This is a genomic window from Acinetobacter sp. HY1485 (assembly GCF_027568475.1).
Taxonomy (GTDB): Bacteria; Pseudomonadota; Gammaproteobacteria; order Pseudomonadales; family Moraxellaceae; genus Acinetobacter.
This window is the reverse complement of the sequence record NZ_JANKZG010000005.1, coordinates 211,815-227,995: the sequence shown is the minus strand read 5'-3', so window position 1 is coordinate 227,995 and position 16,181 is coordinate 211,815. Positions and strand designations below refer to the sequence as shown.

The following is a 16,181-nucleotide window of genomic DNA, read 5'->3' as shown; positions in this document are numbered from 1 at the left end:
GTATCACTGATGATACAACTCAAATAAATTCAACTCATAAGTACCCTGCGTTTTAATCAACGTAGGGTTTTTTATTGCCCAAATTTAGGAACCCCAATGACAGATCAACGCATCATCGAAACGGCATCTAGTGTCGCTTCTGTATCAACTAAAACAACCGTAGGAGCATCAGGTGCAAGCTTGGTTGCCTACTTTGCCAACTTAGACCTTGTTGCCCAAATTGGTCTTTGTATTGGCTTTGGGGGATTTTTAATTAGCTTAGGCGGTTTTTTTGTCAATTGGTATTACAAGGCAAAAGAAAATCAACGTGCTCAAGAATTACATCAAGCCACACTTAAAAAATTAAAGGAACAATCACATGTCGAACAAAAATAAAATAGTGGTGGGCTTACTCACCGCATCCCTTGGCTTGATTGGAGGTATTAAGCTAAATGAGGGCTTTACTTCAAAACCTATCGTTCCAACCAAAGGTGATGTGCCGACTATTGGACATGGGACCACGGTATATCCCAATGGCACAAAAGTCGAAATGACTGATAAACCAATCACCCGGCAAACCGCAGAATATTATTTACGCCACCATGTGAACAAAACAGAACGTGAGCTTAAAAACTCCATTCCTCAGGTTGGATTGTCACAAACTGAATATGACGTATATCTAGATTTTGTTTACCAGTACGGCATTGGTGCATTTAATAAGTCCTCCATGCGTACCAATCTGTTGCAAGGGCAATATGCACAAGCCTGTCGCTCACTCCTGCAATACCGCTATGTGGCAAAGCGTGATTGCTCAATCCGTTCTAACAATTGCTATGGCGTGTATACACGTCAAGTAGAACGCTATAAGAAATGTATCGGAGAGAATCAATGAATATGGTCCTACTACTCAAATTTTGGCGTGAGGGAATTATCGGAATATTGGTGTTGGTGCTAATGGGCATGATTATCTTGGTTACTAATAAAACCCACACCATTGATAACTTGAAGCAACAGCACACACTTTATGTCAAAGAACAAAGCGAGATCCAACTCAAGGCACAAGTTGAAGCACAACAGCAACTCATTCAAGCGGAGCAAACCTACAATGCTAAACTCAAACAAATCTCGCGCGATGCTGATCTCGCTCACACTCGGGCTGACAGCTTGTCAAAGCAACTTACCCAAGCCAACAGCCGTGTTAAAACCGCAAGACGAGAAGCAGTTGAAGAATACTCAAGAGTCCAAAGTAACGTACTCTCAGGTTGCATCACAGAATATCGAAACATGGCAAAAATTGCTGATGAGTACCGAGCTGATGCGGGGAAAATATTAATTCAGTGATCTATATCTTTAATATTGTTTAATGAAATTATAATATGTACCAATTTTTATAAAATGATGTTTTTGTATGGATCAACTGAAGAAAGAGCGAAGTTGGCTTAGTTTATGTTTAATAATTTTATTCTTTGCAGGGTGTCTTGCTACATTATATATTTTCATATGCGGAGTATCTCGCCAAATTCCACCATTAGGAAAAAGCAGTGCTATATATATCAATAAATATGGATATGACATACCAAGATTATCAAAATCAGGCTCAACTCGGATGGCTGAACTTGGTCAAGTAGGTGATTTTTTTGGAGGTCTTTTAAATCCATTTTTAGCTTTTTTAAGTTTTGTAACACTTCTATACACAATCAATTTACAAAGGAAAGATGGACAAAAGCTTGCTCGGTTACAATATATGCAGCAGTTTGATAGTACTTTCTTTGCATTGCTGAGTGAGCTAAACAGGGTATTGGAAAGTCTCCAAAATTCCTCGAATGGAAAAGACTCTCAATTAGATAGATCTTATGACAAAATAGCATTAGCTTCCATAGAAAAGTTTCAAGAATTACCAAACAAACTTATCAGAGATCGTGAAGTATCTAGATATTTTATGATGGTTTATCAGGCTCTTAAATTGATCAATGATAAGTTAAGTTGCAATAAGAATCGCAAGGTTTATACAAATATTTTAAGAGCATCCATTTCAGAAAAAGCAGCACGATTATTAATGATAAATGCCTTACATAACGATTTTTCAGAATATAAAAAGTATTTAGAACAATCCAATTTCTTTGAGCATGTTTCCTTTGATAATCTTAATAATGATGGGGCTACATATGACCACTATAATTTCAATTTATTAAATGCAGCTTACACATATGATGAAAAAGTTTTTGGCTCTAGTATTTATTGGAAAGAATTAAACGAAGATACGGTTTTTGGAAGTTTTTTTAAGCAAAACAAGTATAAAGATATTGTAAATAATAAAAAGCTGATAGAAGTTGTTTTAGAAACAATAAATGATCAAAATGTACTTAAGGAGTACCCTGATATTGTTCAATCAATCTTTCCTGATGATCCTATCGTAGGATTTAAGACTAAGACTGGTAACGTGGATATTCTATTAGTTCTTCATGAAAGCATTCCTAAAGGTGGGCGATTAATTTATCCAGAGATGAAAAATAATAATAAGCCTAAAACTGAGTTTGATATTAGTTTTAATATTGAAAAAAATGCTATAGCTGTAGTTGATTATAGATTTAGCTTTAGTAGGTTAGGTTTAATTGAAATTAACGAAGATGCAACACTGGAGTATATAACGTTCCCTGACAAAGACAAATAATTATAAATTTAGTATTCAAAGAGCGTACCTTCACTGGTACGCTACTTCGCATTTATTTTATAAGTATGCATGCACAGTTATAATGATCAATATGATACTCATCAAAAGTATCTATCCACAACTCATGTTCGCAATCCCAAACATACGTTTTATTTTCTGTTTGTTTAACTGCAACTAACTCCTTAACCGAAAAATGACTTATACCTTTGGGCAGTTCAGAAATATATAAGTCGGCCTGCTGAATAAGCCAATCTTGCCACATTATTTGAATATCATGAGCATAAAATTGTGCTTTTTCATTGTTAAATGCAAAAGGATTTTGGCTATTGAGTTTCTTGATATGCATACGTTTGAAGTATTTATTGTCTTTATACACACTTATAAACTTTTCAATGACTGGCTCTAAGCATTCAAATGGTAACTTGATCTTCTCAGGTGAAACATCAGGTATTAAATTTTCATCCATTTTTGCAATATAACGCTGTGTCTTACTCCAATCTTTATAAAAGCTATTATATTCTTGCTCAGCAATTTTAATTGCATCCGTATATTCAAGAACTATCCCACGCTTTTTCAAGTTCACATATCGCTTAAGGGTATTCCACGACTCATGCAACGTAATGGTTTGAAGTTGGGGAACACTTAGGCCTTGTTCAGCATAACGTGTTGCACCCTCATGTCTAAGGTCATGAAAGCGTAAATCTTCAATACCACACGCCTGACAAGCACGAGTGAAGTAGGTGGAAACTGTTTTAGCATTTACAGGGATTAGTAAATTTTCGTCATACCCTAAATTTAAAATTCTATGGCGTGTGTCAGGATCTAAAAACTCCTGCATAACTTCAATTGCTTTCGGTTCTAAATGAGCATACTTATGATTACCTGCAGAACCATCAGGATTTTTAACATCACGAATAAGCCACTGCGTATTTTGTTTGTCGTAATCACTCAACCGCATATTACATAATTCATTTTCACGGCGTGCTGTATAGATCGCAAACCACATAATAAGATGCATAGGGGTAGCAGCTTTAACTCTACGCCATTGCTTGTAAAAATAATTAGTCAGTGTTTGCAATTCTTCTGCAGTTGGTACACGATCTCGCGTTTTTGATCTTGTAACAATACGAGATTTTCTTAGACCAATAAGAGCTTTCTCATATTCAACAATAACATCTTCAAGCTGCTCACCCCATACGTACTCAGCATGTACCAGTACGGCTTTAATATGGCTAAGATCTTTTAAAATTGTAGAGGGTGCAACGCCTAAACTTCCTGTAATTGGATCACCATTTTTTCTATAAATAGCGAACTCTGAAAAGTCTTGTCGCTTTAAAGAATAGATATTCTTTTCAGATAGCTCTAAACTAGCAATCGTTTTTAGAGCATGTGTTTTAGAGCGAGCAAACGTATCAGCTTCTTCTAAATATCTATTGATTAGATCTCGTAAAGATTTCTGCTTGGTTTCATTTGGATTAAAAAAATTCTGTGGGTTTCTCTCAAAGTCAGACTCTGTTCGTTTTATCCATTCCTCAGCTAACGATTTTTTGCTAAAGGTTTTAGATAACGAGATAGGGGGCTTGCCCTCATATTTAAACCGGACCTGTGCTCTATAACGAATGGTTTTGTCTTTTTGTTGTCGTTTTGAGATAGTACCCATGCAAAATTGCACCATAATTATTTCTTGGTGCAACTATGGTGCATTGAATGGGCGAGAAAAGTCAACAATAGGCGAGAATACGCCACAATAGGAGATTAAAGAAATTGAGTAAAAACAAAGTAATTACAGAATTGTTCGATAAATCAATAGATAAGAAACTTTGGGTCGCACCGATGGCAGGTGTGACAGATCGTCCATTTCGAACACTCTGTAAATATTTTGGTGCAGGTCATGCAGTAAGTGAGATGATGACCTCAGATCAGACACTTCGTATGACTAAAAAAAGTTTGTATCGAGCGAATTTTGATGGGGAAATAGCCCCAATCTCTGCTCAAATTGCAGGTTCAGACCCTGAACAGCTTGCAGAAGCTGCACGTTATCAAGTGGCTAATGGTGCTCAGATTGTTGATATAAATATGGGATGTCCTGCTAAAAAAGTATGTTCAAAATTAGCAGGCTCTGCGTTGTTACAAGACGAAGATTTGGTTGCACGTATTTTAGATACCGTAGTAGAAGCAGTAGATGTACCTGTTACTTTAAAGACGCGTTTGGGGTTTTTAAATGGACAAGAAAATATTATACGTGTGGCTAAAAGAGCTGAGCAAGCAGGTATTGCTGCGTTGGCTTTACATGGTAGAACTCGTGAAGATATGTATTTAAATACTGCACGTTATGACCTTATTAAAGATGTAAAACAAGAAATTAAAATTCCAGTAATTGCTAATGGCGACATTAATAGTCCTGAAAAAGCCAAATATGTGCTAGAACATACTCATGCAGATGCCTTAATGATTGGGCGTGCAGCACAAGGAAGACCTTGGATATTTAGAGAGATTGCACACTATTTAAAAACCAATGAATACTTAGAAGCACCTCAAATTCAAGAGGTAAAAGAGGTTTTATTGGGGCATCTAAACGAACTTTATCAATTTTACGGTGAATATTCGGGATGTCGCATAGCACGTAAACATATTGCTTGGTATACCAAAGGGCTAAGATCAAGCAATGAGTTTCGTCAACAAATGTATCAAGTAGATACCACTGCACAACAAGCACATGTGGTAGAACAGTATTTTAACGAACTTCTTACAGAAGGAAGCTTAATGAGCGATGTTCAACTTTAAGGCGATTTATATTGTTGAGCAATTTCATCTGATTTCTTTTCTGTTTTGTCTTTAAGTTGATCGATCGTGGTTTGTAGATCTGGCTGTTTTTCAATTTGAGTTACAGCTTTATCCTCACAGCCAACAATAAACATGCAGATCATCACGAAACTAAATGCTTTCATTTTTATACCTCATTTTTATTCTATTATTTGTTTTCTATCATGATTCAGCAGTACACTATAAGTCAAGAAAAATAGACTGATTTGTCATGAAAACCCGTTATTTTACCCATTTACCACAGCCTTATTGGGCATATCCAAAAATTGCTTTAGGTGTATTAAAGAATAAGAAAATTACAAGCCCATTTTTACCTAAAGTAGATTATGTTGTAGAGCCTTTTTATATACAGCCATCGCATTTACAACGTTATAATCAAATCTGTAATTTTAAAAACACAGGATATATTCCTGCTATTTATTTTTTGATGCTGTCACAACGGCTACAAATGTATATGATGACTCAAGAGGATTTTATATTTCCTGTCTTAGGTCTTATACATTTATCAAACCAAGTAGCGCAATATCAATATTTACCTGCAAATTTACAATACCGCTTATCTTGTTGTTTTGGTGAAGTAAAAACTCGACCTAATGGTTATGAAATTGAGTTTATTACTACAGTTTATCTAGATGAAAAAGTAGTTGTTAAAGGAGTAAGTACCTATTTTTATCGACAAAAAACAAATACAGGGGAGTTCTCTGAACCATTGCAACGTGTTGATGATCTAAAATTACAAAAAGTATGGCATTTAGAAGAAAATATAGGACGTCGTTATGCTTTAATTTCGGGAGATTTTAACTTTATTCATCTACATGCTTTAAGTGCAAAAATATTTGGATTTAAACAAGCAATTGCTCATGGTATGTGGTCAAACGCACAAGTATTGGCAGAATTAGACTTGCCAGAAAAATATGATGCCTATGTTGAATTTAAAGCACCTATATTATTGCCTTCTTCTATAAAATTAAATTTAGTTGAAGATGAAAATATTATTCATTTGAGTGTGGTAGGAAATAAAACACATATGTTGGGTCGGATACAGATATGAATTATATCTTTTTTGATTTAGATGGCACATTACATCAACAGGATATGCTAGAGGCATATTTAAAATTTATGATTCGGATTCGACCAGTTTGGACAGTGTTAAGCTTTCCAATTTTGTTGGGCTGTTTTCTATTTTATCTTCTATTTTCTAAAAAAACATGGGGGTTAAATCCATTATTTTTTATGATCCATTTTGGACTTTTTAGAAAAAAACAAATACGCCTGATTCAAGCATTTAAAACTGAATTTTTGGATGAAGTTCAACCTGTCAACAGTATGCTAAAACAAATGAAACAGCATATCCAAGCAGGGGACTATGTCGTTATTATCTCAGGGAGTTTACAGAGTTTAATTGAAACGGTTTACCCGCAACTCACAAAACATAAAAAAATAAAAGTCATTGGCTCGCAAACTCAACCTTTTTTAGGGTCAACTATTCTAACGTCTCGTTGTTCGGGGCGTAATAAATTAAGACTGTTAGATGAACAATTTTCACCAGAAAAAATTAAGTTTGAAGTGGGGTATACAGATAGCTTAGCCGACCTACCTGTTCTTAAACGATGTAAGTGGGCATATTTAGTGAATGAGAACGGTAAAATAACACTCGTCAATTAATCAGTTGAGCGATTGATACATTCACTATTGATGCAAAAAACAGTATGCTTAGCACTCTAAAAAGGAGCATACATGTATCAGGTTCTGGCAAGAAAATATCGTCCACGTAATTTTAATGAATTAGTTGGGCAAACCCATGTTTCTCGAGCATTAACCAGTGCTTTGGAACGTGGACGTTTGCACCATGCTTATTTATTTACAGGAACGCGTGGTGTGGGTAAAACCACGATTGCCCGAATTTTAGCCAAATGCTTAAACTGCGAAACAGGCGTTACTTCTACGCCATGTGAAGTATGTCCAACATGTAAAGCTGTTAATGATGGTCGTTTTATTGATTTAATTGAAATTGATGCGGCATCACGGACTAAAGTAGAAGATACACGCGAACTTTTAGACAATGTTCCTTATGCACCTACGCAAGGACGTTTTAAAGTGTACTTAATTGATGAAGTACATATGCTCTCAACACATTCTTTCAATGCGCTCCTTAAAACGCTAGAAGAACCACCTGAACATGTCAAATTTTTATTTGCAACCACAGATCCGCAAAAACTGCCAATTACAGTCGTTTCTCGCTGTCTACAATTCACATTACGACCACTTGATATTCAAGAAATCAGTGAACATCTTGTAAATACGTTAGGTAAAGAACACATTGGTTATGATGAGCAAGCGGTGTGGCAAATTGCAGAAGCTGCCCAAGGTTCTATACGTGATGCTTTATCTTTGACTGACCAAGCGATTGTTTATGGTCAAGGTGAAATCCATCATCAAGATGTGAAAGATATGTTAGGGCTAATTGATCGTACTTTAGTGTACGACTTAATTTTAGCGATTCATCAAAACCAAACACAATATGTAAGCCAACTCCTTCTAAAATTTAGACAACAAGCGCTTGATGTATCGTTAGTGCTTGACCAGCTTATTTCGACCCTACATGAACTCGCACTTTTACAATATTTACCTGATTTAGCTTTAAATTATAGCCAAGAAATTAATCAAAAAATTCAGAAAATTGCACAGTTGATATCGCCACAAGACCTACAACTTTACTATCAAATTGCATGTAAAGGACGTAGTGAGCTTGCGTGGGCAGTAACGCAAGAGCAAGGCTTTGAAATGTGTATTTTACGTTTGTTAGCGTTTAGACCATTACAGCCCACTGAGCGATTAGTTTTAGAGCAAAAACCACTTGACACTACTTCTGTAGAAGCGACACTATTTGAGCCTGAGCCTGAGCCTGAGCCTGAGCCTGAGCCTGAGCCTGAGCCTGAGCCTGAGCCTGAGCCTGAGCCTGAGCCTGAGCCTGAGCCTGAGCCTGAGCCTGAGCCTGAGCCTGAGCCTGAGCCTAAGCCATCATCAATGGTACATTTCTCGGCTGATGGTTTAGTTGAAGTAGACATACCGTCTTATCATTTATCACAAAAGGTAGTTGATGAAGATACGGCAACATTTCCATTTTCTTTAGATGGTGATGCACAACAATGCGCAGGACAAGCCAATCTACCACAAGAAATCTTACAATTAGCCCATCAAGAAATGACGGGTGATTGGACGGTGGAAAAATGGGAATATTGGTTTAGAAATAGCTCACTTTCGCCTGCGGTACAAGAACTTGCACAATATGGCATCATGACAGGGCAAATAAATGCAAAGAGTATTTTCACAATTCCTGAAGAATATGAGCAGCTTCTCACACAACAGCAGCACAATTTGGAAAAAGCACTTAAAGCACAGTGGGTAAATACGCAGTTTGTAGTTCAGTACAAACAGGTTGAAACGATTACGCCGTTTATAATGCAACAACAACGTAAAGAAAAAGCACATGATCAAGCAGTACAGTTAATCAAAAACCACGATACGGTTAAACAATTACTTGATTTGTTTGATGGTGAGTTGAGAAATGTTAAATTAAAACAAGATTAAACAATCTGTTACAGGCAAATCGTATAGCATCATTTGTCTGATAAAAAAGGATATCACCTTGGTTACACCGTATCGAATTTTATGCGTATGTTTGGGTAATATTTGCCGATCACCTACTGCTGAAGCCATTTTTAAGGCAAAAATAAAGGATTTTAATGTTGAGGTAGATTCAGCAGGAACAGCTGCATATCACATAGGGTCATCACCTGACTTACGCAGTCAGACTGAAGCTAAAAAATACGGATATGACTTATCTAATTTAAGGGCAAGACAAATTACCTCACAGGATTTTGAGAAGTTTGACTTGATATTAGCAATGGATCAGCAAAATTTAGAGAACATCCAAAAATTAAAGCCATTATCTTGTCGAGCCCATATTGCAATGTTAGATAGCCAATCTGTTGCAGACCCTTATTACGGTGGTGCTCAGGGTTTTACACAAGTGCTTAAACAATGTGAAGTTGCAGCTGATCAATGGTTGGCAAAATTAATTAAGCAAAATAAGGTAATGAAAAAGTGATTCAAAATAATATCCAGCTTCAAACATTGAATACATTAAAATTACCTTGTATTGCACAGTACTATGCAGAAATCACCAATAGTACAGAGCTTTTGCAGGCGCTAGATTTTTGTCATCAACATAATTTAAAACCTGTAATTTTATCAGGGGGTAGCAATGTTTTGTTACCATCTAAACTTAATACCTTAGTCATTAAAATGGCAATACAGGGTATCGATGTAATAGATGAGAGTAGCGATGAGGTTGTTATTTGTGTAGGTGCAGGGCAAAATTGGCATGAATTTGTTTTATATAGTACCGAAAAAAAATGGTACGGATTACAAAATCTTGCTTTAATTCCTGGGCTTGTGGGCGCTTCACCTGTGCAGAACATTGGTGCATATGGCGTAGAGGTTGGAGAGTTTATTGATGCGGTAGAAGTGTATGACCGCCAGAAGAAACAATTTAGTGTACTAAAAGCATTCCAATGTCATTTTGCTTACCGCCATAGTATTTTTAAAGAAGATCCAGCGCGCTACATTATTACAAGCGTGACATTTAAACTTAAAAAACAACCTGATCTACGCTTAGCTTATGGTGATTTAACACAAGCAGTGGGTGAGCAAAAAACACCTGAAAATTTACAAACACAAGTAATCGCTATTCGTCAAAGTAAATTACCTAATCCTAAAGAATATCCAAATGCGGGTAGTTTTTTTAAAAATCCGATTATTACTCAATCAGAGTATGATTTATTGAATCACAACTATCCAACCATGCCTAAGTATCCACAAGCAGATGGGCGAGTGAAAGTTGCTGCAGGGTGGTTGATTGATCAGGTAGGATGGAAAGGGAAACGCTTGGAAAAAGTAGGCATGTTTGCAAAACAAGCTTTGGTGTTAGTGAACTACGAAGATGCAAACTTAAAGGATGTGCAAAAAACCTATCAAACGGTACAGTTTGATGTACAACAAAAATTTTCTATTCATTTAGAGCCTGAACCTGTATTGTTTGATGAAACAGGGCATATTTGTTTGCATACGGCATAACTATGGCAAAAACAACACATTTAGTCGCAAGATTACTCCGTATTATTTTAATTTTTGGTATGCTTGTAACCTGTTTCGGTATTTTGTTATTTACTCCTTTTTACTCTAAAGGTGTTCTGTTTGTACTGAATCATATAGTGCCTATTGATGTTAATCAGGTTGCTGCAAAAAGTCAGCAAATGGCGGCATTAAGTGAACATGATGACTTAGAACCTGGTTCTGACTTATGGATTGCACGTCAAGCTTATTTAAAAGTTTTACAAGATGCTGCGCAAAGAGAAGATGCCGCAAGTTTAAATGTAATCCAAACCCGATATAAACTATTAGAAGCAGAAATTGAGCGTACAACGCCTCCTTCCTTTATAGAAGATGATGATGAGCCTAAAGTAGGTTTAGAGCATCCTCATGAGTCTAAAGTGAATCAACAGCTTGAGCATTTAAAAACAGTTGATGCAAAGCGATTAATGGATAAATATACGCAATTTTTATTACATTCCCCTGTAAAAAAAATAGCAAGTGAGCCGATGAGTGCTGCCGTTTCTCAAGATTTGGCACAAGTCAATGCGATACCAACGGATAAAATCAATGAGCCTTCTGCAATTGTAGTATTAGGCGGTGGACTCACTAAATTGGGTAAAGATATTGTTGTAAACAACTACACTCGACTCCGTTTAGAAAAAACCTTAGAAATTGAAAAAGAAAACACGCTTCCGATTGTGTTAAGTGGTGTAGAAGCTCCTTACATGCAAACGTGGTTAAAACAATATGGTGTAGATGCAAAATTGCTTGAAAATAGAAGCATGAACACTTGCGAAAACTCCCGTTTTAGTTCATTACTTTTACAAAAGAAAGGTGGTGCACCTAAGGTAATTTTAATTACCGATGAATATCATATGCCACGTACACGCCGTTTGTTTGCAATGAATGGTATTGAAACCATTCCTGTTGATGCCCCTATTCCTACACCTTTGACAGCATGGAAGCCTGCACGTCAAAATTATGACCATAGTCGTCGTGCCAATTATGAATTACTTGCAAGTATTCGAGATATTGTCTTTGGTACGAGCGATTGTCGAGAAGTACCTTAAATGCCTGATATCCCATTTTTAACGCCATCTATTTTAAAAGAACTTGAACTGCCTGTACCAAGTCCAGAACAAACGCCACAATATTTAAAACCACTCAATTTGTTTAAACCTTATCATCCTAATACGCAACTTGAGGCATATCTAAAACTGTATGGCTTGGATTTGTTAGATTGTCATTATTGGCAAGGTTTTATTGATATTCCATTGTTTCGTTTACATACGCAAGTGTTTGAACCTAAGCAAGGCAAAGTAAAAGGTACAGTGTTGTTAATGCATGGTTATTTAGAGCATAGTGGCATCTATCAACCCATGATTGAAGAGTTATTGCTTGAAGGGTTTAGTGTTGTGACTTTTGACTTACCTGGACATGGGTTAAGCAGTGGTTCTCCCGCCAATATTAAAAATTTTGATCATTACCAAACCGTATTGCATGCTGTGTATCGTTATGTGCACAAAGCCAAACAGTTACCAAAACCATGGGTTGGAATTGGGCAAAGTACAGGCGGTGCAATCTTGATGCATCATATTTTAGATTATGCAGAACAGCGAAGAAATCCATTTATTGATCGAGTACTATTGCTTTCGCCACTTATACGTCCTGCAAAATCTGCTTGGTGGCACAACCCGGTTGGACTTGGTATTATTCGCCGTATCAAAAAACAAGTACCACGCCATTTTAGACGAAATAACCATAATCCTGAGTTCTTACGTTTTGTACGTTTAACAGATCCATTACAGCCTAAAATGATGGGTATGGATTGGATTTTAGCGATGTCTAAATGGATGGAGCAAATGGAGGCACGTCCTGCGTGCCGTATTCCTGTTTGGCTCGCACAAGGGGCGTTAGATCAAACCGTAGATTGGAAATATAACGTTGATTTTATTCGCAAAAAATTTAGGTTACAAACCCTCCTCATTTTAGAAGAAGGTTCGCATCAATTAATTAATGAACGTGCAGATATTCGGGCAGCCCTTACAGGTTTAATTCCTGCCTTTTTACATGCACGTTCAATTAAAAGTGACTTTTATGAATGATCTTCTTCTGTTTCAGACGGTAAAATCATCAAAATAGAGTCGTTGAGTAATTGAATGAGGTCTTGTAATAGGCAGTCATCATCAAAATGTTCTGCATTAAAGATGATGCTTTCGCCATTTGCTAAGCGTTTAAGCATGTTGATACTTGATTCACTTACACAGATCTGTTCGCCATTTCCCCAAAACTTATTATGTTGGTAAAGCAAGCGTGATGCAGGTTCTACTTGTAATAAATAGTTATGCTCAAACACAGCTTTGAGGTCTGCAATATCTTCAATAGCATCTGGTGCAGGGACATTGTCTGGATATTTTGGTTCAGACATCAGCGTCATGAGTGCATCATCAAATTCGCTACAGTTTTGTAAACGCTCAAGAAGTTCTGCTTTAAGGTAATCAAGTTCTTGACGTGTAATTTCGCCTGCAGGTTGAGGGAGCTGACGTGCAATATCAATAAGTGGGTTTTTACGTACTAGATTATCAGCAAATTTATCGCCCAAACGGTCTAACATTTCGGCACTGTTTGGCATGCGGAAACCAAAAGAGAAGGTTAGGCAGTCGTTTTGTGCAACGCCATAATGCGAAAGTTTTGGTGGTACATAAAGCAGATCGCCTGGTTCTAATACCTCATCAAAATGAACATCCATCTCTTGTAAAAGTTTAAGAGGTTGGTCGGGAACAAAAGCTGTGTGTTCATCACATGTTTGTCCAAGTTGCCAACGGCGTTGCCCGTAACCTTGTACTAAAAAGACATCATAAAAATCGAAATGTTTACCAACAGAACCACCTTTAGGTGCATAAGACACCATAATATCGTCACGGCGCCATTGGGGTAAGAAGTCAAATTCTTTCCAAAAATCGGCAAGGTCTACCGAGTGATGATCGACTGCCTGAACTAAAAGTGTCCACAGTTCAGGCAAGTTTTCAAAGTCTTCTTCATCAAGAGGTGATGATTTTACTTTCCAATCATCGCCATGTTGAGTGAGTAAACGTGCACTTGCGCCTTCTAATGCTAAATCTTGAATTTCTTCTGGAATAAATAAATTAGCAATTTCAGGAAGCGCATTTTTTACAAGAAGTGGTTTTTTTTGCCAATATTCGCTTAAAAATTGTTCTGCGGTCAGTCCGCCTAAAATGGTGAGAGGTGTTGACATATTAAACCTAATATTTACGGAATTTGAATGTTGAGCTGTCTTAAAATATGGCAAAGTTGAATCATGGGTAATCCCATTAGTGTGGTTTGGTCTTGACCTTGCATAGATTCAAACAAGCTAATGCCAAGAGACTCGCATTTAAAACTGCCTGCACAGTGCAATGGCTGATCTTTTTCAACATAACGAACAATTTCGTCATGCGTTAATACTCTAAATTTTACTTGATAATGCTCAACAAGCGTATGTTCGATTTGGTCATTTAGGCATTGAACACTCAAAGCGGTGCTAAAATAAACTGTTTTTCCCGAATTTTGCTGTAGCTGTTGAATCGCTTTTTCTATACTTAGCGGTTTACCCAAAAAATCGCAGGGGTTTTCTTCACGCCATGCCACTTGATCTGAGCCAATCACAATGGCATTTGGGTAATGTTGAGCAATCTCAGATGCTTTTTGATAGGCTAATCGACGTGCTAAATCATCGGCGTGTTGTTCTTGCTTTGGTGCTTCATCAATATCAGGACTAACACACAAATACGGAAGCTGTAAACGATTCATTAGTTCTTTACGCGTTACACTGCTTGATGCCAAAATGAGCGTTTTCATGAGTCAGAAAATTCCATAAGCAAATCTAAAGGCACACAACTTAAAACAGCTTGATGACATGCATTGAGTTTCAGTTGTGGTGCATAGCCTGCTTCATAGGCTTCAACCCAACGCATCATACATAAGCACCAATAATCGCCAGGTTTTAAACCCACAAAGCCCACTTCAGGCAATGGAGTAATTAAGTCATTTCCTACACTTTGTGAAAAATTTAGAAATTCTGAGGTCATACGTGCACATACGGTATGCTGTCCAATATCTTGCGGACTGATATGACAAAAGCCATTTCTAAAGTAACCTGTAATAGGGTCAAAGCAACAGCTTGCTAACGGTTCGCCAAATACATTAAGACGATTTATTTTAGGATTTGGGTGAATAGACATCATTGTAAATCTGTTTTCTAAATGCTATATCTCTTATACTAAAGATAGGCTTTCTTTGTAAGTCTTTATCGTTACAATAGCACTAAGAATAATTTTTTGCATGGAGCAATAAAATGTCTTTTGAACGTATGAGTAACATTGATCTTAAAAATAAACGTGTGTTAATCCGTGAAGATTTGAATGTTCCTGTACAAGATGGAAAAATTACAAGCGATGCACGTTTACGTGCGGCACTTCCAACAATTCAAGCAGCTTTAGAGCAAGGCGCTGCTGTAATGGTGTGTTCACATTTAGGGCGTCCTGTAGAAGGCGAGCCAAAAGCTGAGCAATCATTGGCTGTTGTTGCAGATTATTTATCTGAAATTTTAGGTCAAAATGTACGTTTAGTAACAGACTATTTAAATGGGGTCGATATTAAAGCGGGTGAGGTTGTTCTTTTAGAGAATGTACGCTTTAACGTAGGCGAGAAGAAAAATAAGACTGAACTTGCACAGCAATACGCAAACTTATGCGATGTATTTGTGATGGATGCATTTGGTACGGCGCATCGTGCAGAAGCTTCAACTGCAGGTGTGGTTAAGTTTGCACCACAAGCCGTTGCAGGTCCGTTATTATGTAAAGAGCTAGATGCATTAGCACAAGCACTTAAAACACCACAAAAGCCAATGACAGCAATTGTTGCAGGCTCTAAAGTTTCTACAAAATTAGATGTTCTTACCTCACTTTCTGGTATTTGTGATCAAATCATTGTAGGTGGTGGTATTGCAAATACATTCTTAGCAGCAGCAGGTTATTGTGTTGGTAAATCATTGTATGAAGCAGATTTAATTGATACTGCTAAAAAGATTGCAAAAGAAGTTAATATTCCATTGCCAACAGATGTTGTGGTTGCAGATGCAAGCAATATGGGCAGTGATTTTTTTGAATTTGTAAAAAATAGTGAAGCTGTGGTAAAAAATGTCGAAGATATCACTGAAAATGATATGATTTTAGATGTTGGACCTCAAACAGCACAACATTTTGCATCTTTGCTTCAACAGTCTAAGACGATTTTATGGAATGGACCTGTTGGTGTATTTGAAGTTGATCAATTTGGCAAAGGCACACAAGCTCTTGCTCAAGCGATTGCACAAAGTGATGCATTTTCTATTGCAGGTGGTGGTGATACATTGGCTGCAATTGATAAATACGGCGTAACGTCACAAGTCAGTTATATTTCTACAGGTGGTGGTGCATTTTTAGAGTTTGTAGAAGGTAAAGTATTACCTGCGGTTGCAGCTTTAGAAGCACGTCACGCATAGGACAAAGAA

Annotated in this window: 18 protein-coding genes; 13 read left to right on the top strand and 5 right to left on the bottom strand. The window is 37.0% G+C overall.

Annotation, left to right across the window (positions count from 1 at the left end; translation table 11 throughout):
• Nucleotides 1–96 precede the first annotated feature (96 nt).
• The 4 genes from PCI70_RS07915 (at nucleotide 97) to PCI70_RS07900 (ending at nucleotide 2,650) form a co-directional block, all read left to right on the top strand.
• The gene (locus tag PCI70_RS07915) at nucleotides 97–375 is read left to right on the top strand and encodes a holin (RefSeq protein WP_269914780.1); all 279 of its coding nucleotides are present in this window, start codon (nucleotides 97–99) and stop codon (nucleotides 373–375) included.
• Nucleotides 359–871, top strand: a complete 513-nt coding sequence (locus tag PCI70_RS07910; protein ID WP_269914779.1) for a glycoside hydrolase family protein — start codon at nucleotides 359–361, stop codon at nucleotides 869–871. The genes PCI70_RS07915 and PCI70_RS07910 overlap by 17 nt, the downstream gene beginning before the upstream one ends.
• A complete protein-coding gene (locus PCI70_RS07905; protein WP_269914778.1) occupies nucleotides 868–1,320 on the top strand; it encodes a hypothetical protein in 453 nt (150 codons plus the stop codon). Before PCI70_RS07910 ends, PCI70_RS07905 begins: the two co-directional genes overlap by 4 nt.
• A 67-nt stretch (nucleotides 1,321–1,387) precedes the next feature.
• Nucleotides 1,388–2,650 carry a putative phage abortive infection protein gene (locus PCI70_RS07900; RefSeq protein WP_269914777.1) on the top strand — a complete coding sequence of 421 codons (1,263 nt, stop codon included), beginning with the start codon at nucleotides 1,388–1,390 and terminating at the stop codon, nucleotides 2,648–2,650.
• A gap of 52 nt (nucleotides 2,651–2,702) precedes the next feature.
• Here the strand turns inward: PCI70_RS07900 and PCI70_RS07895 are convergent, their stop codons facing one another.
• Complete coding sequence (locus tag PCI70_RS07895; RefSeq protein WP_269914776.1) at nucleotides 2,703–4,310, bottom strand: site-specific integrase; 1,608 nt, start codon at nucleotides 4,308–4,310, stop codon at nucleotides 2,703–2,705.
• A gap of 131 nt (nucleotides 4,311–4,441) precedes the next feature.
• On the opposite strand from PCI70_RS07895, the gene dusB reads away from it, so the two are divergent.
• On the top strand, nucleotides 4,442–5,434 hold the full coding sequence (gene dusB / locus PCI70_RS07890; protein ID WP_269914843.1) for a tRNA dihydrouridine synthase DusB: 993 nt from the start codon (nucleotides 4,442–4,444) through the stop codon (nucleotides 5,432–5,434).
• Here the strand turns inward: dusB and PCI70_RS07885 are convergent.
• Nucleotides 5,431–5,598 carry a hypothetical protein gene (locus PCI70_RS07885; RefSeq protein ID WP_269914775.1) on the bottom strand — a complete coding sequence of 56 codons (168 nt, stop codon included), beginning with the start codon at nucleotides 5,596–5,598 and terminating at the stop codon, nucleotides 5,431–5,433. The genes dusB and PCI70_RS07885 overlap by 4 nt on opposite strands.
• A gap of 86 nt (nucleotides 5,599–5,684) precedes the next feature.
• On the opposite strand from PCI70_RS07885, the gene PCI70_RS07880 reads away from it, so the two are divergent.
• The 7 genes from PCI70_RS07880 (at nucleotide 5,685) to PCI70_RS07850 (ending at nucleotide 12,735) form a co-directional block, all read left to right on the top strand.
• On the top strand, nucleotides 5,685–6,524 hold the full coding sequence (locus PCI70_RS07880; RefSeq protein WP_269914774.1) for a MaoC/PaaZ C-terminal domain-containing protein: 840 nt from the start codon (nucleotides 5,685–5,687) through the stop codon (nucleotides 6,522–6,524).
• A complete protein-coding gene (locus PCI70_RS07875; RefSeq protein ID WP_269914773.1) occupies nucleotides 6,521–7,138 on the top strand; it encodes an HAD-IB family phosphatase in 618 nt (205 codons plus the stop codon). Before PCI70_RS07880 ends, PCI70_RS07875 begins: the two co-directional genes overlap by 4 nt.
• A 72-nt stretch (nucleotides 7,139–7,210) precedes the next feature.
• Nucleotides 7,211–9,064: a DNA polymerase III subunit gamma/tau gene (dnaX, locus tag PCI70_RS07870; RefSeq protein ID WP_269914772.1), complete on the top strand. Its 1,854-nt coding sequence runs from the start codon at nucleotides 7,211–7,213 to the stop codon at nucleotides 9,062–9,064.
• A gap of 52 nt (nucleotides 9,065–9,116) precedes the next feature.
• Nucleotides 9,117–9,584: a low molecular weight protein-tyrosine-phosphatase gene (locus PCI70_RS07865; protein WP_269914842.1), complete on the top strand. Its 468-nt coding sequence runs from the start codon at nucleotides 9,117–9,119 to the stop codon at nucleotides 9,582–9,584.
• Nucleotides 9,581–10,612 (top strand): UDP-N-acetylmuramate dehydrogenase, encoded by a 1,032-nt coding sequence (gene murB, locus PCI70_RS07860; protein ID WP_269914771.1) that lies wholly within the window; start codon nucleotides 9,581–9,583, stop codon nucleotides 10,610–10,612. The genes PCI70_RS07865 and murB overlap by 4 nt, the downstream gene beginning before the upstream one ends.
• 2 nt (nucleotides 10,613–10,614) lie before the next feature.
• The gene (locus PCI70_RS07855) at nucleotides 10,615–11,700 is read left to right on the top strand and encodes a YdcF family protein (protein WP_269914770.1); all 1,086 of its coding nucleotides are present in this window, start codon (nucleotides 10,615–10,617) and stop codon (nucleotides 11,698–11,700) included.
• A complete protein-coding gene (locus tag PCI70_RS07850) occupies nucleotides 11,701–12,735 on the top strand; it encodes an alpha/beta hydrolase (protein ID WP_269914769.1) in 1,035 nt (344 codons plus the stop codon). It begins immediately after the preceding gene.
• Here the strand turns inward: PCI70_RS07850 and PCI70_RS07845 are convergent.
• From PCI70_RS07845 to PCI70_RS07835, 3 genes are read right to left on the bottom strand one after another with little or no spacing between them, the layout of a single operon-like run.
• Nucleotides 12,726–13,886 (bottom strand): ribosomal protein uL16 3-hydroxylase, encoded by a 1,161-nt coding sequence (locus tag PCI70_RS07845; RefSeq protein ID WP_269914768.1) that lies wholly within the window; start codon nucleotides 13,884–13,886, stop codon nucleotides 12,726–12,728. The two genes, PCI70_RS07850 and PCI70_RS07845, sit on opposite strands and share 10 nt — an antisense overlap.
• Nucleotides 13,887–13,900: 14 nt before the next feature.
• Entirely contained in the window at nucleotides 13,901–14,488 is a 588-nt protein-coding gene (locus PCI70_RS07840; protein WP_269914767.1) for a Maf family protein, read from the bottom strand.
• Nucleotides 14,485–14,871, bottom strand: coding sequence for a DUF2237 family protein (locus PCI70_RS07835; RefSeq protein ID WP_269914841.1), 387 nt, complete (start codon nucleotides 14,869–14,871; stop codon nucleotides 14,485–14,487). The genes PCI70_RS07840 and PCI70_RS07835 overlap by 4 nt, the downstream gene beginning before the upstream one ends.
• 113 nt (nucleotides 14,872–14,984) lie before the next feature.
• Between PCI70_RS07835 and PCI70_RS07830 the strand changes: the two genes are divergently transcribed.
• Entirely contained in the window at nucleotides 14,985–16,172 is a 1,188-nt protein-coding gene (locus PCI70_RS07830) for a phosphoglycerate kinase (protein WP_269914766.1), read from the top strand.
• Nucleotides 16,173–16,181: the final 9 nt, after the last annotated feature.